Consider the following 21168-nt stretch of genomic DNA (forward strand, 5'->3'; position numbering starts at 1 on the left):
AAAAGCCCGGGGTCCCGCTCAGTGGGCTCCCCGGGCTCCTTTGCGCCGTCGCGCTCTACCAGCCCTTGACTGTTTCCAGCACCTCGTCCGGCACCCGGCCGGCGGTGACGTCGGCCAGGGCCTCCTCGATGATGTTGAGGCCACGTTCCAGCTCGGCGTCGGTAATGACGAGCGGCGGCTGGATTCTGAGCACTGAGTTGCTGAAGAAAGAGAGGAGCAGCCCCTTCTCCCAGGCGCGGTAGCACACCTTGGCCGCCTCCTTATAGGCGCGCTCGCGCGTCGCCCGGCTGGTTACCAGGTCCACCCCGATGGAAAGACCCCGGCCGCGCACGTCGCCGATGAGCTCATAGCGCCCGGCCAGCTCTCGGAAGCGGGCCATGGCCTGCTCCCCGAGGGTGCGGGAGCGCTCCACCAGGTTCTCCTCCTCAATGACCTCAATGGTGGCCAGCGCGGCGGCGCAGGAGACGGGGTTACCGCCCATGGTGAAAAGGTGCGCCGGCGCTTCCCAGGCCTGCATGATCTCTTTTCTTGCCACCAGGGCCGAAAGCGGCATGCCGGAGGCGATGGCCTTCCCCAGGATGAGGATATCCGGCTCGACGTCAAAGTGTTCGATGCCGAACCAGCGCCCGGTGCGCCCGAATCCCTGCTGCACCTCTTCGGAAACGAAAAGGATGCCGTGCTCGCGGCAGAGTTTAACCAGCCCCTTAACATACTCGACCGGCGGCACCACAATCCCGGCGTCGCCCTGGATGGGCTCCATGATCACGGCGGCCACTTCGTCAGGCGGGATGTAGTTGGCGAAGGCAAAGCGCACGTACTCCAGGCATTCCAGACTGCAGCTTCCGTGCTGCTGCCCGAAGGGACAGCGGTAGCAATCCGGGTAGGGGATGTGCTCCACCTCGGGAAGGAGCGGGCCGATTTTGCGGCGCATGTTGAGGCTTACCGCCGAGAGGGTGATGGAGCCGTAAGTCGAGCCGTGATAAGAGCGGATGAAGGAGATGATCTTGGGCCGGCCGGTGTAGGCGCGGGCCAGCTTAATGGCCCCGTCGTTGGCGTCGGAGCCGGAAAGGCCGAAGGCCACCTGCTTGGGAAAATCCCCGGGTGTGATGCGCACCAGGGCCTGGGCCAGGTGCACCAGCGGTTCGTGGTACATATAGGCCGGGGTGTAGTGGATGAACCGGGCCGCCTGTTCCTGTACGGCCTTTACCACCTTGGGATGGGCGTGCCCGGTGTTTAAGGCGGCGGCGCTGGCGAGAAAGTCGAGATACTCGTTCCCGTCGGCGTCCACCACGGTGGAGCCGTGTCCGCTTCGTACCGCCAGGGGATAGTAGGGCATACGGGAGGCCGGGGAGAGCACCTCCTTGTCTGCGGCCACGATGGCCAGGCATTTTTCCAGGTTCCGCACGGGGGCCACCTTCCTTCCAGCAGGGTTTTGTTAATCCTTCTTTATTCGCTGCCCGGGTGGCAATTCCTGCTCTTCGAGTTCGTAGACCCAGGCGATCACAGCGGCCACCACCTGGTACAGCTCGGGCGGGATCTCCTCGTCGATGTCGAGCCCCGCTAGGGCCAAGGCGAGCGCAGCGTCGTGGTAGATGGGCACCCCGGCGGCGCGGGCGCGCTCCAGGATGCGCTCGGCCACGCTGCCCCGGCCGCCCGCCACCAAGCGCGGCGCGTTGTCGCACGTCGGGTTGTAGGCCAGGGCCGCCGCGGCCTGTTTGGTCTTCTCGTTCATCGCCTCACCTCCACGATGGCACTGCTTGGGGTGGCCCGCAGAGTTTTTTTAATTCTTAGCGCATAACGTGCCGCCCCCGGCGAACCGAGGTTGTCGCCCCCAGCTGACCACGCCGTAGGTTAATGTGGGCAGACAAAACGGCTGAGCGTAGGGGGAGAGGTCTAAACAGAAACGTCAATTCCGGAGTATGTAAGGCTTTCTGCCGGGGCCAAGAAGTCCAGGATGGAGTGCACCGCACGCTGGCCCACGCGCAAGGCGGCCAGGGTGAAGCCGAGGCCCTCGAGGCGTGCGGCCAGGCCTACCTGGGCCGCCTGGGCCAGGGCCGGCAGGGCCGGGTCAGCCGCGCTCACGCGGGCGGCGATATTCTTTCCGGTCAGGGTAAGTTCTACCCAGACCTCCCCCCAGCGTTCGGTGGCCACGCGTACCACCAGCCGCTTGGGTCCGGCGCCGTCGCCGGGGGAAGCGCGCCCTTCCCGCACCAGGTATACCTCGCCCTCCCCCCGGCCGGCCTGGAAGGACAAAAAGCGCACCACCTCCCGGCCGGGAAGGAGCGGCAGCGCCTGATTGAGCGCGGCCTGGCCCTCCGGAGCGGCGTCCGGGCGGCGCAGAAGGTACGGCAGGGCCTCGGCCAGCTCCTTGGGCTTGCCGGCCAGGTTCAAGGTCTCCAGCCAGGCGCGCGCCGCAAAAAAGAAAGGCTTCGCCTCCGGCGGCAGGTCCCGCGCTTCGGCCAGGAGCGCCCGCGCCGGCTCCGGCGAAAGCGGCAGGCGCCACCGCACCAGGGCGCGCACCAGCGCCGCACTTTCCTTGCCGGCCGGGAGCCCCAGCTCAGCGGCCAGGTCCGCGGGCGGCCGCGCCCCGGCGCCGGGTTCCGTAAGGAGCTTCAGCTTAATCAGACCCGGCGCCGCCGCTTCCACCCGCACCCAGAAACTCCCCGGCTCCGGCGGCAGCTGCCCGCGGGCGGTGAAGGACCGGCCGGCCAGGCGCACCCTGGCCTCGCCGGCGACAAGGGAGAGCACCTCCATAAGGAGCACCCGCCCCGGCTGCAGCGCCGGCGCACTACCCCCAATGGAGCCTACCGGTACCCCCGCTGCTGCTCCGGCTGCCGGCCCACCGGCCCCCGCCGTCGTTCCTGCCGGTGCGCTGGGTCCTGCAGCCGTCGCTGCCTCGGCCCCCGCCGCCCCCGGCCCCGCTCCAGCTGATGTCCCCGCTCCCTGCCCCGGCAGCACCTGCTGTAGCGCCAGTTCCATGCCCACCACCTCTTACAGAATCTATCGGCACGGCCCCCGGTGACACTAAGCCCCCGGCCGAGGCGAAAGGGCCGGGGGCGGGCGCAAAGATGGCTGCTGCAGGCCGGCCGGAGGCTAGGCCGTCTCCTCCGCCTCAGAGGCGATGAGTGCGGCACCAACGGCGGCGCTGATCTGGGGCTCGGGCGGCACCAGCACTTCCACGCCCAGTTCAGTTGCAATCGCTCTGCGCAGGCCGGCGTTTTTCGCGGCGCCACCCGTGAGGACTACAGGCGAAGTCACCGGCGCCTTCACCATGCTCCGCACCCGCCGGGCCACCGCCCGGTGCAGGCCGGTGATGATCTTCTCTTTGGCCACGCCCTGGGCGAGAAGACTCACCACTTCGGATTCCGCGAACACGGTGCACATGCTGCTGATGGTCGCGCCGCCGTCCGGGCCGGCGGCCTGCCCCAGCTCAGCCACGGTAAGCCCCAGGGAGGTGGCCATCACTTCTAGAAAGCGGCCGGTGCCCGCTGCACACCTGTCGTTCATCACGAAGTCGACTACACGGCCGTCGCCGTCGGTGGTGATCACCTTGGTGTCTTGGCCGCCGATGTCGATGATAGTGCCGCCGCGCCCGGTAAGGTAGTGAATGCCCCGTGCCTGGCACGTTATCTCGGTCACGGTACGGTCGGCGTCCGGCAAAATACCGCGCCCGTAACCCGTGGCCACAATACAGGCGACATCGCTGCGGGCAAAACCGCTCCGGCTCAGGGCTTCCGCCAGCACGCACGCCCCGGCCTCCCGGGGATTCCAGCCCGTAGGCCGGACGGCATAGGCCTTGAGCCGGCCGTCGAAGAGCACGGCTTTCGCCGAGGTGGACCCGACATCGACTCCTGCTGTAAGCAACCGCTCGTCACCCCACGCGTGCCGGAACTACGCCTTTTGCCCGGCGATCATTTCCAGGAAGGCCTCGATCCGCGTCTTCAGCTGGCCGCTGTCTTCTGCGCTGTAGTCGCTCTCCAGGCGCAGCACCGGGATCCCTTCTCCCTGGAGCGCCTTTTCCACCCTGCGCCCTTCCAGGGCGAACGGCTGGCAGAACTGGAGGGAGAAGTAAATCACGCCGTCGGCTTTGGTTTCCCGAGCCAGGCGCAGCACGTCTGTGAGCCGTTCGCTGTTCGGCGTGAAGCAGGCGCAGTTTACCTTGGTGAAGCGCTGAGCGATATTCCTCAGCTGTTCGTCCACCGTCCGGCCGTCTTCCGCCACCATGCCGGCAAAGTAGCGCGTGCCGGTGCAGGTCTCTTCCGCGACAATTACGGCTCCGGCTGTTTCGACCAGGTGGTGCAGCTTCCAGAAAGGTAGAGCCATGGGGGTGCCCGACACAAGAATGCGCGGTGCTCCCTGTGGGGCCGCGCCTTCGCCTTTGGCGACGCGTACCTCCAGCTCATCGCACAGGCTGTTCAGCTCCCGCGTAAAGCGCTCCGGGTCGTCGAAGAAGGCCAGCTGGGTGATGAGGAGCGCGTCCCGGCCGCTGATGGGCGCCGGGTCGGCCCGGCGCGTGTGGTAGAGGCGCTCCAGGGCCGCCCGCCGGGCGTTGGCTGATTTAATCCCCCGCGCGATCCGCTCGGCGTCCAAGGTTACGCCGGAGCGGCGTTCAACCTCGTCCTTGATCCGCCGCACTTCGCTCTCCCAGAGCGCTCCATCGACTGCTTCCTTGCGCTGAGGCAGTTCCATCACCAGGGTCGGAACATATTCATTCAGGATTTCCCAGGTCTTCTTCTTGCCGTCGCAGGTGGTCTCGCCGATCAAGAAATCAACGGCTTGAAAGAAGGGACAGATGCGCTCCAGCTTGAAGCCCACCAGCGATTTGATCAGCGGGCAGAGGTTGCGCGTGAGGACCTGTTCCCCGGCGGGTACGGTAAACTGGGCGCCACCGCAGAGCCCGACGCTGACGCCGCCGGCTGCCAGAACAAGCTCTTCCGGAGCGTAGACACAAAAGGTACCGACCACCGGGTGACCGGCTTTTTTCTCTTCCAGGATTTCCTTGACGCGCCGGCTGTGGGCTTCACGCAGGAGGTTGTCGAAGTAAGCCATGCCTGCCGGGCGGTTGGGCTGCTGTAAAAAAACCTCACCGAAGGCTCCCGGCAGGGCGCTGAGAAACGCATCGTGTTTTTCCACGTCCATGCCCAGCCCGCGCCACATTTCATGATACTCGTCCGCCACTTTAGCCAGCCCCTTTCGCAACAAGTTCTCGGTGGCCGAACCCTAGCCCCCATAACCATTTTAGGCGATGGGCACCGGCTCCTCCAAATAGAGTTTCTTATGCCTACGTCTCCCACGGGACCAATAAGCCCCGCTTATTCCGGCCCGGCCCAGGCGCACCGCGGCAGGCGCGTACCGGTTCAACGGCTCAATAAGGCGGCGCGCAGTGACCGAGGCCTGGGAGTACAATCTGCCGCGCGTCAAGCGTCAGCTTTAGCCCTACGGGAGAATTGCCTGGACAGGGCGGAAGAATTCCTGCGCTTGGCCGCCGAGGCACGAAAGGGGGCAGCTCGTAAACGGGTACAGGCCTTGGCTGCCTACATACTCAGCAACTGGGATGGCATCCAAGCAACTCCTCGATGGCCCCGGCCTGGGCACCATCGAAGGCCGGGCGCCACCGTGCGGGAACAAGTTCTGCTTTTGTTGCGCTCGCTGCCGCAGGCAGAGCCGGGATAAAAAAGGGGCGCCCCTTGGAGCCGTTACTTGGAGGCGCCCTCCTCGTATTTTAAGGCCTCAACATCTTCAATTGTTAAGAGGCTTCCCGATAAACACTCCTGAAGAAACGGCAGTATTTTTTCAATGTACGGCTCGGTGTCCACGATTTCAACCAGGATCGGCAGATCTGAGGAAAGCGCTAATAAGCGCGCCGAATGGATGCGGCTCGTAGCCCCGAAGCCCTCGATTCCTCGGTATACGGTAGCCCCGGCCAGCCCCAGCTCCCGAGCTTTTTTGACGATCCAATGGTAAAGAGGCTGCCCTTGATAGTGGTCTGATTCGCCCAGATAAATTCGCAGACGCTTCGCTAATCCGGGTTTCAAGTATGATCCCTCCCCTTGACCTGGCTTTCGCTCAAATGCCGGATACGAACTTGGCCAGCACGCCGCCGAAAAAGGCGCCCAGAAGGCCCAGGATAACCGTAATGATTACGTTGAGCGTGGCGTTAAGGAAGAGCCCCTCTTGGATAAGAAGGAAGGTTTCGAGGGCAAACGTGGAAAAGGTGGTAAAGGCACCCAGAAAGCCGACCGTAAGCCCGTTTCGCCAGACAGGATTGAGGCTCGATTCCAGGCTCAGAACGTACACGAAACCCAAGACAAAGGCGCCGCTTACGTTAATGACTAAGGTGCCGATTGGGAACCCGTCACCAAACAGGTTTTGTATCCAAAGCGACAAGAAATACCGCGCAAGTGCTCCCAAAGAGCCACCTAGAGCAATTCCCAGTATTACGTCTAACGCCATGTGTGCAACCTCGCATTTCTAGTGGTATTAAAGCTGTCATTGGTTTTAAGTGTATTCTTTCGGCCCTCAAGTGCAAGTTTGGCCGACAGCGGATAGATGCATACCTTTTGCCTTGGATTGAAGCTGCCGCCCGCGAGCTTTTCCAAGGCTTCTGCCAACTGCCTTTCCGCCTCGGCCTTCTGCTGCCCACGCGCAACTTCTCGCGCTTCTTTTAGGTACTCTTCTAAAGCTGCATAAGTTGTCTCTTACCGGCTGAAGTGCACTTTTTTCCGCTCCTTTGCACTCAAGTAAAGATTAAGCCCCTATTGGGCACGCGCCCAATAGGGGCCATCACGCTCTTCGCGATTAAGCGGGCTCCATCGCTGCTCTTTATTTTACCCGACACCGCATGCTAACGCAAGCTCCAAGCCGGGGTCGGCGAGCAACCCGTATCTCCTTGCGCACCTCACGGCAGGGCAAACCGTTGGTAGGCCGGCCCCTTGTGTAAGCGACTCCGTCTAGAGTATAAATATAAGTGACGGTGAGAAACCATGTCCGCAGCGTCAGGACAGTGCCGAGCCGGCAGGCGGGGGTGGTGTGGAGATGGCGAAGGTGGCTTGGTACGCGCTGGGCGGTTCCGGTGTCGTACTTGCCTGCCGGGAGTTTCCCCGCTCCGCCACCTCTTGCAGAGACGGCCGATCTCAGGTATAATAATCAGTGTCTGCGGCAAGTAAAATCGGCCGATGTAGCTCAGTGGTAGAGCAGCGCATTCGTAATGCGCGGGTCGAGGGTTCAAATCCCCCCATCGGCTCCAGTAATGACAAGGGCTTCAGGGTTCAGGACTTGCTGCGGTAAAGCAGGATTACTGCAATAGTACTGCAGTAGCCTTAGCGGCGTGTGTCCCTGGCCCTGAGTGGGAATAAAAAAACCCACAGGAAAGTGGCGTTTCCTGCGGGTTGGATAGTGGTTCCTGGCAGCTGCTTCCTTTCGGCTTTTGACCGAAAGGAAGTTTCTTTTAGCAGGCGGTCCGGCCGGTCCACCTCCGGCTGTCTGCGCCGAACCTCCAGGCCCTCTTGTAACTCTTTAAGTACGGCTCTGAGGAGCCTGGCGTTACCCGCGTAGGTACCATTGCCAGGCAGGGGAGGAAGAAGGATCACAACTGGAACGCCGGGGAGTTTTTTCGTAAGCGAAAGCTTCCCTGGCACCACGAACACGCCGGGTCGATACCAGAGGAGCGGGTGGACGCCGTGACTTACGTCGAAGTTCACTTAACCGGGAGCCTCGCATAGTGTCTATCCTTTCTTGCCAGATAGGAGGCCAGATTGAAAGCATGGTCGCCGATTCTCTCCAGGTTGGTTATTATACTCAGGAATATAAATCCAGAATTGGGGTTGCATGTACCATCGTTCAGCCGCTTGATGTGATCGTTCCGCAGCTTCTTGTCCATCTCGTCGATAAGATCCTCGTGTTGGATAACTTGGTTTGCAAGGTCGTGGTCAAGTTCCGTAAAGGCCTTGACGGCGTCAGAAAAACTCTGCTCCACTAAGGTGGCCATCTCCCGAAGTTCATTTACAGCCTTATTGCTGAACGGTAAAGCATTTTCCTGCCGGTCTTCAGCCAGCTCCAGCAGGTTAATGTCGTGGTCGCCGACTCGCTCCATGTCGTTTATCGCATTTATCATGTCGGCCACCTGACCGGCTTGGGCCGAAAGGAGCGGCTTTTGGGAAAGAAGAGCCAGAAACCGGGAAGTTTCCTTGGCAAGCTCATTGATTACAGCTTCCTTCTCCCGGAGCGAGGGGCCCTTTCTTTCATTGAAGCGGATGACCAGCTCCATGGCATCTATCAAATTAGCCAGAGCAAGTTGCCCCATGCGCCCTATTTCCTTTCGCGCCTGAGAGAGGGCTATTGAGGGACTTTCCAGGAGGCGGTCATCTATGTATTTCGCACCTCTTTCCATAATCTCTGTTCGACCTGGCACCAGCGTTGTAACCAGCTTGACCAGTAAGGCGGCGAAAGGCAGCTGGATGGCAGTGTTAATCACGTTGAAAAAGGTGTGGGCGTTGGCAATCTGCCGCATCGGATCTACGGATATCCACTGAACTACTGCCTGATACAGGGGGAGAACAGTAATAAAAATCATTGTACCAACTGTGTTAAACATCAGGTGAATCATAGCTGCCCGTCGGGCTGTTATGTTGGTACCTATGCTGGAAAGTAAGGCCGTAACGCAAGTACCGATGTTATCGCCACAGAGAATTGGAAGAGCTGCTGATATGGGGACTATCCCTTGGCCGGCCAGCGCCTGGAGGATACCGATTGTGGCACTGCTGCTTTGGACCACTGCTGTAGTGGCAAAGCCGACCAGGACACCCAAGATCGGATTCCTGCCGAAACCGGCGATAAACTGGACGAAAGCCTCGCTCTTGGCCAGAGGTTTCACGGCCACCTCCATTACCTGCATACCGTAAAACAATAATCCAAATCCCAGGATGAACTGCCCCACGAACCTGAGGTTTTTCTTTCTGGCGAACAGGTGCATGGCCGTGCCCACGCCTATTGCCGGTAGAGCCACCTTGGTGAGCTTAAAAGCGATGAGCTGAGCGGTGACGGTGGTGCCGATGTTGGCACCCATTATTACTCCGACTGCCTGCATAAGGTTCATCAGTCCGGCGTTTACCAAGCCCACCACCATCACAGTGGTGGCGGAGCTGCTCTGAAGGACCCCGGTGACCAAGGTGCCGAGAAGGACGGCCCGAATCCGGTTTCTGGTGAGGACTTCCAGCCAACGCCTTAACTTCCCGCCGGCAGACCTCTCCAGTCCTTCGCCCATCAGCTTCATGCCGTAGATAAAAAGGCCCAGTCCCCCTAGGAGGGTAAAGAGCATTTCACTGGACACCAAATCATTCACTCCTGGCCGGTAGGATTGGCTCCCAAACTCTGGCAGGCGAAACCACTTACTTAATGACAAGTTCTCTACCAAGGGCCCAGATTCCTCTCCCATATCCAGGCAACAGGGTTTCCCGGACCCCGATCCGCACCTACCTCCAGTTGTGTTGATTAGTTTGAAGATATCATTCCCTGGAGGGGGATACGGATTTCGACTCCAGATAGAGGCATTGGAGTGCTCTGACCCTAGCTAGAATCCATACAGCAACCAGGCGGAAGGGGATGAGAATGAGCGGAGCGCTTTAACCTATGTTACTCTCTGGTAACACACAGGTACCGAGTTTATGAAGTTTGTTAATGTTGAGTTGCCTGAAATTGTCCCCCAGTTCATTCAAAGCGATGCTAGACAGGATTGATTCACCCTCGTGGCCAAACGGTGGATGTCCAAGGTCGTGCCCTAATGCTATCGCATTGGTCAATTCAGTGTTTAACCTAAGGCACTTCGAAATTGTGTAGCTAACAGAGGCAACATGATTGACATGTTCTATCCGTGCGCAGATGCGATCATTTCTTGTTGCGAAGAAAACCTGGGTTTTGTGTTTTAATCTCCGATAAGCACGGCAATGAAGAATCCTGTTGTAATCACGGGTAAAGGGCTGCGGGGATCGTCATCCCTCTCGTACAAGCTTCCATGCCTTTCGATTGCTTGCAACCATTTTGAATTAGCGCAATTCATTTGAACCTCGGCGAACGCTCCCTGTCCCATATACGGTCTATGCCCTCCCTCATTAGCTGATTCTTAGTAAAGGCCGATTCGAATACCAAGCTGCATAATTGCATGAAAGCAAGTTATGGGAGAATAATTAGTCAACCAAACCCTTGATCGTCCCCGGACGAGTAACACCTCCACTTGCCCGACAGGAACCGTCTGTTACGGCGGTTGGGTGCGGGAAGAGACTGTACTTCTTGTCACTCATCAAAGTAATCTAAATCTACTCGCTTCACCACATAGCGTGACACCTCTGTAACCCCTACATTGTGGTCAATCATAAGCTCTGCTAATTGTTCCCCATCTATGAGGACAATCTTCTTACCAACTTTCTTGGCGTAGTCTCTAGCCTCCGTTGAAAACTGTGAAGTTGTAATCATTACACCTTTACTAGCTCGTTCGCCTTCCAAGCTTCCGGTGAAGGCCTGAACAACCGGCCTTCCGACTGTACCCTCCCAGCGCTTTGCTTGTACGTATATTACGTCAAGCCCCAGCTTATCTTCCTTGATAATCCCGTCAATACCACCGTCTCCGCTTCTCCCTATAGCCTGCCCTGCATCTCTTCTCGAACCTCCATATCCCATAGCCACTAACAAGTCAACGACCAGTCTTTCGAAAAAAGCTGGTGAACAGGACTTGACACGCTCTAATAGATCCTGCGCCAGCTCACGTCTTATGCTTTGGTAAGTTAAGTCAAGTGTTTCCTCAGGTGTTTCAACCGTTGCCTCCATTCTTCCCTCATGGTCGGCGGATTCAAGTGCCAAGGCACCATACCTAAACTCCAGGTACTCAGGAAACCGTTCCAGGTACTTACGATCAATAAGCGGAGGGTTTTCGGCTAAAACCTCAGTACCCCGTTGCGTTATTCTCAATCTCCCTCGTCCCACGCTTTCAATAAGGCGCGCTTTCGTTAGGTAGGTTCTAGCCCAAGCTACCCTGTTACGGAATTTGAGGCTCCCGCTGGGTAACAGCTCTTTTTTCTCACTCTCTTCCAAGTGAAACTCCTGGCTCAGTACTTCAACTAATTCGCCAAAAGCATGTTCTTGCCCATCCCTCAGGATCTTAAGGAGCGGTAGCATGAGAGATTGAAAACCTGGGATAGACATCCTATCACCCCTTCCTTGATCATGAAAGGTCAAAGAATGACCTCTAGTCCCACTGCGGGTATGTGCCTGGCAAGTTACATTCTCAGCGCCATCCTTGTAGCCTATTCCGGCCCTGTAAATCATAGAAATCCGTGCTGCCGGGCTTAGTGTCGGTGGTAGTGTCAAAGAAGCCAGAACATCTAGGCCCTGCTCTGCAATCAGTCCTCCTCAAATCCGTATTGGCTGAACTTAAGCGTGCGGCAGTTTTCGGTAACGGCACGAAAGACGTGCTCAGGAACTCCGTCTGGAACAGTCGCCTGAATCTCCAAGGTGATTTTCACCTGGGCATCGAGGAGCGAGGCCAGGTGTTGGATCACCTCTTCCGCTACCCGGCCGGCATCGCGGCCGACCCGGTTTACATCAAGGTTCACTGTTCCGTAGAAGCGCCGCAGCATCTTGGGCGCTGGCTCCGGCTCTGGAAGGCGGGGAACGAAGACGTCGTGATTATCGCCAGCCGGTAACCCAGCTTGGCTCTGGCCTGCTGCGTTTTCACCACTTGCTCGGTAAACCACCTGTGGTTTTTCCGCTTCTATTTGCCTCTGCTCTTCCTCATCGGCGGCAAATTGCCTTCCGGCTGCCTCCGGTTTTACCAAGAAGCCAGACTCATGGACTGAGACTGAGCCGGCTGGATTGCCCAAGTGCAGATCCAGGAACCTTCCCGCTTCGGTAACTCCAGCGGCGTAAGCAAAGAACTCTGTGGATGCGAGTCCTTCTTGGATGGTGTTCAAGAGTACCTGTACATCGCGCAAACGGGGTAGGTAACAGTATTGGGCCATATACTGCCACAGTCGTTTGATGGGGATGTAATCACTATCCCGCCAGAGCCATTTGTCCAGCTCCATCCTTAGGAGCGCAGGGCCCCACCTAGTGATAAGTTGTTCGTTGGAGCGGAGTTTTCTGGCTGCTTTAGAAACCCAGCTCTCTCCGCCGCCGGGAATCCGCACTGCCTCCCAGGTGATGGGGCCGACACCGTCTTGGGTGGGGACAAGCAACCAGGTGTAGGCCTCCTTGATTCGTAAATCTACGGTTTCATCACTGCGTTGCATACTTTCTTTGGCTTGTTTCCGCTGGTGGGCATCCAGGTTCAGAGCATCTTCATCTTCTACGATGGATTTCCAGGCCAGGTATTTACGGCTTTCGTTCACTAGGCTGGCATAACCATCAGCATCGGGAGAAACAAAGACGAGCATGTTACGGTAGAGCCTGGGAGAGGTGCCGCGGTGGATGAGGATATCTTCGGCGGCAACTATCGCCGGGCTTTTCTCATCGCCGGGCTTATGGGTGTACCCCGGACCCAAGACTACCAGCCGCGCCTCTTGATCATCCGGTACATCGAGGGAGCATGACGGGCAGGTATGAACGGCGGCGAAGTCGGCCCGTTCACGCACCCTTCTTAGCCGTGTCTCAAGTTCAAGGTCGATATCATCCTGGGTGACCTGTTGGGCACGTTCTTCCATAGTCCGGCGCAGGTTAGGCTGCAGGTCGTACCAGTAGCGTTGGTTGCTGCTGTAGAGATGGGTAAGCTTGTCACCCAGGTGTCCCAGCGCATCGTTGAACACCGCCACTTGTTCGCCCGGCTGAATGACACCCAGCCTTATGCGCACATCTTGAATTCCGCGCACGCGTTGCTCGCGCACGGAGGGCGCGCTGCCGAGAAAAATGGCCCGCGCCACCCGCCGGGCCGCCATCCAGCGGCCAAAGCGGGGGTTTTGCCTATCAATCTGGTACGGGAGAGAGCGAGGACCGTCTACGTTACTTTCTACTACTGCATTCCAACCCTCACGCAGGTAGCGGGTGAGTTCCTCGCGCACCGTGGTGTTGTCCAAGGAAATGGAACCCGGCATTATGAGGAGACTGGAATCCTGCCGCACCCACAGGTCATGGATTACCGCCGCCATCAGCCGTAGGACACCACGGGTCCTCTGGAAGCGTTCGAGCGTAGCCCAATCACCATACAAACGGTCAAACACTTCCGGGTGAATGGGGTAGCAGGCCTTTAATCGCTCGAAGTAGGACAGTTCCTTGGACTCGATGGGAAAGTCCGGTCCACCGTCGCGATACATCTCGCTAAAGGCGCGGCATACTTCCAACTGCCTGGACAGGTCCTGAACTGGGAGGAAAAGCCGCCGCCGCACAATCTCGAAGCCTTCCTCAGCCCCTACCGGCTTCCAAATCGCTTCCATACGGCCAAAGGTGTGCTCCAGCGCAGCCAGCGCAGCCTGTCCGGCTTCGCCTCCGATTTCAATGTTGGACTCAGGAATGGAGGCCACAATCAAGCTGTTCTTACTTGCCCGCGCGGCCTCCGTAAGTTCCTGAACAAAACTTAGGACGGCATCGAAAGTGCCGGCTACCAGCTTTTCGGAAGCACCGTACAGCTTTCGGGCGTACGCTACCAGCTCATCTATCAAGATCACGCACGGCCCGCAGGCATCTAAGAGTTCAGTGAGGGTCTCAGATCCTGGTGGGACGGAAGCCTTGTCTGCTTCTCGGACCAGCTCATACAGTTCCTGTTGGCCAGCCTGTTCCGCCAGCTGTGCGGCCATCTCGCCCCACAGGGTCCGGATGGTGATGCCGGGGAAGGTGGGCGGCCGGCGAACCTTAGAAGGGTTGAGGGCCGTACCCACCAGCACTGCCACTTTGGCCTTGGGCTGCTCGTCCACGTCTGCCTTCGCCAAGACGGCGCGCACGTTAGGGAGCTTGTCCACTGGAACCTTCCCACGTAGTAAGTGATAAAGGGCCAGCATGCTGTGGGTCTTGCCGCCGCCGAAGGCGGTCTTGAGTTGAATGACCGGTTCACCGCCGCACCCGGTGACCCGCCGCACGGCCTGAACCAAGAGGCCCTCCATGCCTTCGGTAATATACGTGCGGCCGAAGAACTCCACCGGATCCTGGTACTCTACCTGGGCAGTTCCCCGCACTACTTGAGCCAAGTCGGCGGCAAACTCGGCCTGTTGGTAACGGCCTTGCGCTACGTCCGGGTGCGGTTCCACCACGAGTCGCCAGGGTGGTAAACCGACGCGCGGTGAAAGAGGCAAAACGTCCGTTGACCTCTGGTCAAGAGGAACATCGCTGCTTCTCTTGTCATTCGTGACTACAGTGGAAGGGCCCACCGTACCGTAGCGAATCTGGCGCGCCAAAGCCCGGATGGCCTCGGTGGACTCGGCATCAATTTTTTCCACCAGGCGTGCCATGGTGTCCAGCGCGCGCCAGGCATCCTCGTCCGACACCGCACCGCTGCCTTTATGCGCCCACTTGTTGCGTGTGGTGATGAGTTCTTTCACCCAGTTGCGGTGCTCCCGGCTCAGCTCAACGCGGAAGACATCGTTCCAGTGCAGGTCGATGAGAATTAAACAACGCAGGCTATCCAAAGAATCCACCAAGACGCCCCAGTCACCGAGATCAGGCAGGTTACGTCGTTGGTTGTCCGAGAGTACTTCGAGTACTCCCCGGCGCCACCAGTCCGTACGGAAATGTGTCTCCAGTTGCTGGCAGACGTAGGGTGCGAGAATTTCCGTTAATATCTCGAAACCTTTGGTGATAAGTTGGTAGTTGTCGGCCACTCTACTCCCCCTCCTCGGCAAGAAAACCTAACTGTACCGTTGGTGCGGCGGCGATCGCCGCCGCCTTTTCCTGGATTGCCGGCCAAGAAACCACCAGGGTGTTGTAGGCCAGTGCTTCTTCCGTCCAGCCGTGGCGTTCTGCTGTGGTGTAGAGGCGGTAGGCCAGCGCCTTGCAGGCTTCGCTTCGTGCGGTGCCTAGGTCCAGGCTTAGCCTCGCCGTCTTCTCCTCGCCACCGGCCTGGAGGCGGCGCACCAAGTGCTGGGTACAAAGCCAGACGCTCAAGCCATGGTGCAGCGTCGGCTTCCAGGCCGGATCGAGTCCTGCGCGGGGAAGCAAAGACACTTTTCCCTTGGCTGCCTGGAGCACTCCCTGCTCCACCAATCGGTCTACGGTAGTATTCTTGGCCCGTGCCAGCACGTCCGCCTCGCCATACGGGGCCTCTTGTAGGCCGTACTGCTCGTACCAGGCCAGGCAGAAGCGGGTATCGGCGTCCAGGTCACCTTCCTGAACGGCGAAGAAGGCATCCAGTTCCTGATTGATAATCTGCAATGCCGTCCGCACCGGCATGGGTGTGCCGTCGGCCTCGAGCACCTTGGAATAACGGGAGAAGACGGCCATGCCTGGGCCGATGGCTGCCTGCGCCAGGTCCACGGGCGCGATGTTGCCCTCCTGTAGCTTCTTCAGTGCTAAGGGTAGTTCGCGCCGCAGGGCCGCAAGGAACTCCCGGCGCGTGGCCGGCGGCACGTCAGACGGGCGCGGACGGCAGACGAGGACAATGGAAGAAGCGAGAGCATTGGTGCCGTTGGCCACAGGGCGGTTGCTCATTTCACTGCGCATGGGCCAGGTTCCGGTTATGGTGAATTGGGCCCTCAGTAACCCTTCAAGCATGGTCTCCCAGCCAGTTGACGCCACACGGGGATCTTCATTGCCTTCGTTCGCGTCATCGGTGTCCGCCTCGGTTTGCCTGAAGGCATAGTAGACGGTTACAGGAAAGTCAGCGTTGCCGGCCTTCCTCATATGAGCAAAAGCCTGTCCCAGCCCACCTTCAAAAAACTGCCGTGCCTTATTCCTATCTCCCCCGAAACGGTAGGGAGTAGCCACTAACTCCCCGGTCTTAGGCACAAGCAAAGTGTTGAATAAGTCCGGGTAGACTTCGCGCAAAGACCGGCGCAGCCAAACGTAGAAGAAATCGCTGAGATCGGCATAACCGATATTGTCGTAGTAAGGTGGGTCGGTAGATACCACGGGAGCCGTGACGCCGTTAATACCAGCGGTAGCGTCGCGCTGACTGCATGCGCCGGGTGCGGTAGCAGGTAGCCCCGCTATGACTTCAGAAACCCAGTCAACCGCGCCCAGGAAATTTCCTGTGGATGAACTGAAGGGATTGGTTTCAGCAAAGTCCCAGGTCATCGGGATGGCTTGACGGGCGAAGGTATTTCGGATATTGTCACGAGTTACATCCCAAGTTGCTATAGTAGAGCTCCTATCTGCCAGGCGATCAATGCACAAACCCAGGTATGTTGCTACCGCGTCGGCATATGCCGTGGCACCCGTGCCGCCGGCAGCAAGGGTAATACCATCGTCGGGCATACCAGCGACGACCCCATCCCGGCGCACACTCTCCCAGGTTTCTTCCACCAAATCACTGAAGGTAGCAAGGGCAACCAACTGACGGTGGGTGAAAAGGTCTCTGAAAGTCTGCATACCGTAATTTGGTGTCTTGAAGTCCCTTGGATTGTGAGGCAACTCCATCTCAGGCCTCCACTTCGGCTTCGCTTCTTCAGCGGCCCTCATGTGCTCCTCGTTTGCCGGCAAATACACCCGCCCGTGCGGGCCCTCGGCCACAATGGCCATGAGCTGCGCGCCCATGCGGCCGGCGCGGCCTTCACTGCGAATGTAGTCGAAGGGTACTGGGGTACCACAGCAAATGCAGGTAGCGCCACGGCGGTTCACTGTGCCCTCCAGCGGCTTACCTTTTCCCGTCTTGACTTCAAAGCGAACCCGCTGGGACATGGAATCTGGAGTCGGTTCCACCCACGCCTCTTTCCCACGCTTCTTCGAAAGCCAAAACTTACTAGCCAATGGCATCTCTGTCCCGCAGGCCGGGTTGGGACACTTTACGGTCCGTGCCCAGAGCCAGGCGATTACGGTGGCTTCGCCCCCGCCGTATTCGGGGGGCAGCTTCACCTTCGGGTACAAATGCCCGATGCGCTGCTCCGCTTCGTCCCGCATCCACTGCCCGTAGTAGCGCACGTCTTCGGCCAGGCCCGCGGCACCGGGCCACTCCACCTGGTGCCCGATCTTACGCCGTGCCTCCGGGTTCACAGGTGGGCGGCCGGCGAATTTGGGCGGAATCTCAATTAAAGCTTTGGTAATTAACACCGCCACCGGGTTAAGGTCACCGGCATGCGCCTCCAGACCCAACCTCTGGGCTTCGAGGGGAATGGACCCGCCCCCACAGAAGGGGTCGAGCACTGGCGGCGGATTGCCGCCGGTGGACTTTAGAATCTCCGCCCTTGCCTTAGCCAGCACCTCTTCGTTATTCGAGTTCTCCCACTTCACTAGTTCCTCGATAAGGCGGAAGAGACGTTGCCGCTCGGCTTTCTGTGCTTCTTCCGTAGGGAACTCGTCGGGGCGGCTGGAGGGGTCATCTACCAACGAGGCGAAAAGAACTGCCCGGCAGGCGGCAAGCGGTTTGCGAGACCACCAAAGGTGGAGCGTGGACGGATGCCCGTGGCGGATTGATTTTTCCCGGGCCGACTCTTTGTTTATGGCCTCAAGGGGCAGGGCTACTTCTATGAGCTTCTTGTGCGTTGTCATAGTGTGCTATTCCTCCCTAATAGCTGCTAGCAGCCGGCGGCAGTATTCACTAGCTACCCCTTGCCAATAAGCTCTCTTACATCGTAGTTGACGCTGGTGACGGCAAAATCCGGCTCCCGCCGGAAGGGGCAGGGGACATAAATGGGCCGGCCTTGCTCTCCGTCTACCTCGACAATGGCCAGGATGTAGTCGTCCGGTTTGTTGAGGGCGGTCAGGATCTCGTTCTTGGTCACGGTAACGGTGGTAGCGCCTTTTCTCCGCCCTTTTACCTCGATAAAGCGCAGTTTTCCGGTGCCTGGTACGCGCGACTCGATGTCGTACCCGCACTTTTCAGCGCTGACGTCACACGGCTCATAACCCAGGCGCCTCTCCTCGGCCATTACGGCCGCCATGGCTATGCGTTCCACCTCGCGGGTTTCTAAAGCAAACATAGCCGGGGAGGTTTGCGCACCCTTCAGCCGGGCGATCAGGCCCTGGGGAACAATGAGCGCACTGCCGATCACCACCGGTGCCAGCGGTGCCAGGTGCCGTTCCTGTTCAAGCTCAGCCATGCGTTTCTCCAAGCGAGCGGTCAGCTCATCGGCGCGCTGGGACGCCTTGGCCGAGTTAATACGCGCATTGACTTTGCCCGCCTCTTCCTGGGCCTTAAGCTCAGCCGCCCGGTGGTCCCAATAGGCGATCTCCTTAGAGAGACGGTCCTTGACGGCCGCCATGGTCTTGGTTACCAGTTCTTCTCGACGGCTCTTGATTGCCTGCAGGTGGCTAGGGACGAGCTCCTTAATGGCATAAGCTGTGGCTGCAGCCTCCAGGTCCCGGCTCAACCAGCTTTTTTCGAGTACAGGCTGGACGAGTAGGCGTTCTTCTTCACTCAGCGCTCGGTAATCCAGATAGGGCGCGTACCCGGCTGAGTGCGCTTTACCCTCAGAGTCTACCTCCACAAACTGCAGCTGGCGGGAGGCCACCCGGCGGTTGCCGGCTTTATCCAGGCGGCCATCTTGTATGGTGTGTTCGATGTAAAAGAGGGCTCTGACCTCTTCACCCGGATCGCTGGGATCCAGCAACACGGCTCCCTGTTTGAGCAGTTCGCGGTAACGCTCGAGAATTAGATCAATGGTGGCGTCCAGGAGGGGATGACCGGGACAGAGAAAGGCCGCCAGAGGCTTACCGCTTACCGTGATTAGTTCCTTCTCAAAGGTAACCCGTTCGTAGCGGGGGAGTACCGGCTCGCCGGTACCGATAAGGCGGTCCCGGTTCCGTATCGCCAGTGGCACATGGGTGATCTCATAGCGTTTGGGTTCGCGCTCGCGGATGCTGCCGCCGAGCAGGGTGAAGGCCTTCATGAAGAACGAGGCGATAAAGTGCGGCTGCAGCCGCCGGGCCTCCAGACGCTCCATTTCCTCGCGGATCTCCTGGACACGGCGCACGTCCATGCTATCCCGCACCAGGGCGCGCTCCTCCAGGAGCCGGCGCAGGTGGTTGCGGTCGAAGGCGTTATCCACCACTCGGTGGAGGCGCGCACGCACCTCGGGCCGCTCACCGTAACGGATGGCCTCAAGAAGTAGGTCGCGCAACGGCCGGTTATCGAAGGTCACTCTACCCAGGACGTCAAACACCCGGCCACCTAAAGCCCTGCGCTCCTCTTCCAGCTTAGAAAAGAGGCGGTGGAAAACCTCACCCTCCCGTGTTTCCGCCGCCACCAGATTCCACAGGTGACAAACCTCGTTTTGGCCGATACGGTGGATGCGGCCGAAGCGCTGTTCCAGCCGATTCGGATTCCAAGGCAGGTCGTAGTTGACCATCAGGTGGGCACGCTGCAGGTTGATACCTTCACCGGCGGCATCGGTGGCTACGAGAATCATAACTTCCTTATCCTGTGAGAAGGCCTCTTGTGCCTTCCGCCGCTCTTCACGGCCCATGCCGCCCTGAATGGTAACCACAGCTTCACCCTTGCCGAGAAGGCTGCGGATGCGCTCGGCCAGGTAATTCAAGGTATCGCGGTGCTCCGTAAAGATGACCAGCTTGCGGCGGGTACCGGAAGCGTCGAACATCTCCGCGTTGTTCTGTAAGAGTTTGGAGAGCTCATCCCATTTCCGATCTGTTCCACTGGCTCGCAACTGATAAGCCTGTCTTTCCAAGCGCCTAAGTGTTGCGATTTCCGCTTCCAATTCCGCAATGGTCCGGGCCGCCGTGGCCTGATCGACTACCGTCTCCTCGGTTTCCTCCAGTTCGGCACCGGGTGCATCTTCCAGATCCTCGATATCGTCCAGGGACAAGGTCTGCGCTGCTTGGACCCGAGCTCCCCGCCTAAGGAGCTTTTCTTCTTGCAAACGTTCCTCCAGACGCAGACGGCGACGCCGAAGAGACTGGTAAATGGCCTCGGGCGAGGAGGCCAAGCGCCGCTGCAGTATGGTCAGGGCAAAGCCCACGGTACCTTTGTGGCCTTCATTCTCCAGCGCGTCGGCACGGTTGAACTCCTCGCGCACGTACTCGGTGACCTCCTTGTAGAGGGCGGCCTCAGCGTCGGAAAGGCTGTAGTTCACCGTGTAAGCAATGCGCTCCGGGAAGAGCGGCGTGCCGTCGAAGCGGTACAGTTCTTCCTTGACTAACCGACGCATCAGATCAGAGGCATCCACCGTATGGACGCCGTCCCGAAAACGCCCCTCGAACCGATCGCCATCGAGAAGGGCCATAAAGAGCTGGAAGTCTTCCTCTTTGCCGTTGTGGGGAGTAGCGGTAAGTAAGAGGAAATGGCGGGTAATGCGGGACAGCAGTTGGCCCAAGCGGTAACGCTTGGTGTACTTGACCTCACCGCCGAAAAAACTGGCTGACATTTTATGGGCCTCGTCGCAGACGATCAGGTCCCAATCGGTCTGTTCCAGCTTGGCTTGGAGGTCTTCGTTGCGCGCGAGCTTATCCAGGCGGGCAATGCAGAGCGGCAACTCCAAGAAAATATTGCCGGTGTGCGCTGCTTCAATTCGATCGTTGGTGAGAATCTCAAAGGGCAGGTGAAAGCGCTGACTCATTTCATCCTGCCACTGTTCGGCTAGATTGCCAGGACAGACAATGAGACACCGGTGCAGGTCGCCCCGCAGCACCAGCTCTTTGATAAAGAGGCCGGTCATAATGGTCTTACCGGCGCCGGGGTCGTCGGCCAAGAGGAAACGCAGCGGCTGTCGGCTGAGCATTTCGCCGTAAACGGCTGTTATCTGGTGAGGCAGTGGCTCTACAAGGGAAGTATGTACCGCCAAGTACGGGTCGAATAAGTAGCCCAAGCGGATACGATACGCCTCGGAAACCAGCCGGAGAAGCTCGCCGTCGGCAGCAAAGCTCCACAGGCGACCCTCAGTGACAATTTCAAGGGCGGGCTCATTGTCACGATAAAGCAGTTGGCTGCCCAGGCGCCCGGCAGTATCTTTATAAGTAAGGTCAATAACAGAGTCCCCATACCATTTAACGTCGACTACCGTCACCGCGCGGTCCGGCAGTACTCCCCTAACTGTGGCACCCTGGGTCAAATCTTCCAGACGGGCCATAGTGGCTACCCCCTCGCGGCTT

General features: G+C 59.0%; 13 protein-coding genes and 1 tRNA gene. 1 reads left to right on the plus strand and 13 read right to left on the minus strand.

Features of this window, described 5'->3' with window-relative positions; all coding sequences use genetic code 11:
- Positions 1-55: 55 nt before the first annotated feature.
- The 7 genes from K5554_RS03405 to crcB form a co-directional block, all read right to left on the minus strand.
- A complete protein-coding gene (locus K5554_RS03405; protein WP_370636961.1) occupies positions 56-1396 on the minus strand; it encodes an aspartate aminotransferase family protein in 1341 nt (446 codons plus the stop codon).
- Positions 1397-1435: 39 nt separating this feature from the next.
- On the minus strand, positions 1436-1732 hold the full coding sequence (locus K5554_RS03410) for an EscU/YscU/HrcU family type III secretion system export apparatus switch protein (RefSeq protein WP_221039744.1): 297 nt from the start codon (positions 1730-1732) through the stop codon (positions 1436-1438).
- 161 nt (positions 1733-1893) lie between these two features.
- A complete protein-coding gene (locus K5554_RS03415; protein WP_221039745.1) occupies positions 1894-2979 on the minus strand; it encodes a hypothetical protein in 1086 nt (361 codons plus the stop codon).
- 114 nt (positions 2980-3093) lie between these two features.
- Positions 3094-3864 (minus strand): acyl-CoA dehydratase activase, encoded by a 771-nt coding sequence (locus K5554_RS03420; RefSeq protein ID WP_221039746.1) that lies wholly within the window; start codon positions 3862-3864, stop codon positions 3094-3096.
- Between the two features lie 27 nt (positions 3865-3891).
- Complete coding sequence (locus K5554_RS03425) at positions 3892-5157, minus strand: double-cubane-cluster-containing anaerobic reductase (protein ID WP_221040505.1); 1266 nt, start codon at positions 5155-5157, stop codon at positions 3892-3894.
- 539 nt (positions 5158-5696) lie between these two features.
- A complete protein-coding gene (locus tag K5554_RS03430) occupies positions 5697-6035 on the minus strand; it encodes a DUF190 domain-containing protein (protein ID WP_221039747.1) in 339 nt (112 codons plus the stop codon).
- Positions 6036-6066: 31 nt separating this feature from the next.
- Positions 6067-6453 carry a fluoride efflux transporter CrcB gene (gene crcB / locus K5554_RS03435; protein WP_221039748.1) on the minus strand — a complete coding sequence of 129 codons (387 nt, stop codon included), beginning with the start codon at positions 6451-6453 and terminating at the stop codon, positions 6067-6069.
- A 718-nt stretch (positions 6454-7171) separates the two neighbouring features.
- Here crcB and K5554_RS03440 point away from each other — a divergent pair.
- Positions 7172-7246 (plus strand) — tRNA-Thr (locus K5554_RS03440).
- A 450-nt stretch (positions 7247-7696) separates the two neighbouring features.
- Here the strand turns inward: K5554_RS03440 and K5554_RS03445 are convergent.
- The 6 genes from K5554_RS03445 to K5554_RS03470 all read right to left on the minus strand — a co-directional run bounded on the left by K5554_RS03445 (position 7697) and on the right by K5554_RS03470 (position 21146).
- Positions 7697-9328, minus strand: a complete 1632-nt coding sequence (locus K5554_RS03445; RefSeq protein ID WP_255565575.1) for a Na/Pi cotransporter family protein — start codon at positions 9326-9328, stop codon at positions 7697-7699.
- Positions 9329-9620: 292 nt separating this feature from the next.
- Positions 9621-9950 (minus strand): HD domain-containing protein, encoded by a 330-nt coding sequence (locus K5554_RS14655; RefSeq protein ID WP_221040507.1) that lies wholly within the window; start codon positions 9948-9950, stop codon positions 9621-9623.
- A 337-nt stretch (positions 9951-10287) separates the two neighbouring features.
- On the minus strand, positions 10288-11193 hold the full coding sequence (locus tag K5554_RS03455; RefSeq protein WP_221039749.1) for a restriction endonuclease: 906 nt from the start codon (positions 11191-11193) through the stop codon (positions 10288-10290).
- A 197-nt stretch (positions 11194-11390) separates the two neighbouring features.
- A complete protein-coding gene (locus tag K5554_RS03460; protein ID WP_221039750.1) occupies positions 11391-14792 on the minus strand; it encodes a Swt1 family HEPN domain-containing protein in 3402 nt (1133 codons plus the stop codon).
- Between the two features lies 1 nt (position 14793).
- The gene (locus K5554_RS03465; RefSeq protein WP_221039751.1) at positions 14794-17613 is read right to left on the minus strand and encodes a DUF1156 domain-containing protein; all 2820 of its coding nucleotides are present in this window, start codon (positions 17611-17613) and stop codon (positions 14794-14796) included.
- Positions 17614-17666: 53 nt separating this feature from the next.
- Positions 17667-21146, minus strand: a complete 3480-nt coding sequence (locus K5554_RS03470) for a protein NO VEIN domain-containing protein (RefSeq protein WP_221039752.1) — start codon at positions 21144-21146, stop codon at positions 17667-17669.
- Positions 21147-21168: the final 22 nt, after the last annotated feature.

Source organism: Gelria sp. Kuro-4 (genome assembly GCF_019668485.1).
Taxonomy (GTDB): Bacteria; Bacillota; DTU030; order DUMP01; family DUMP01; genus DUMP01.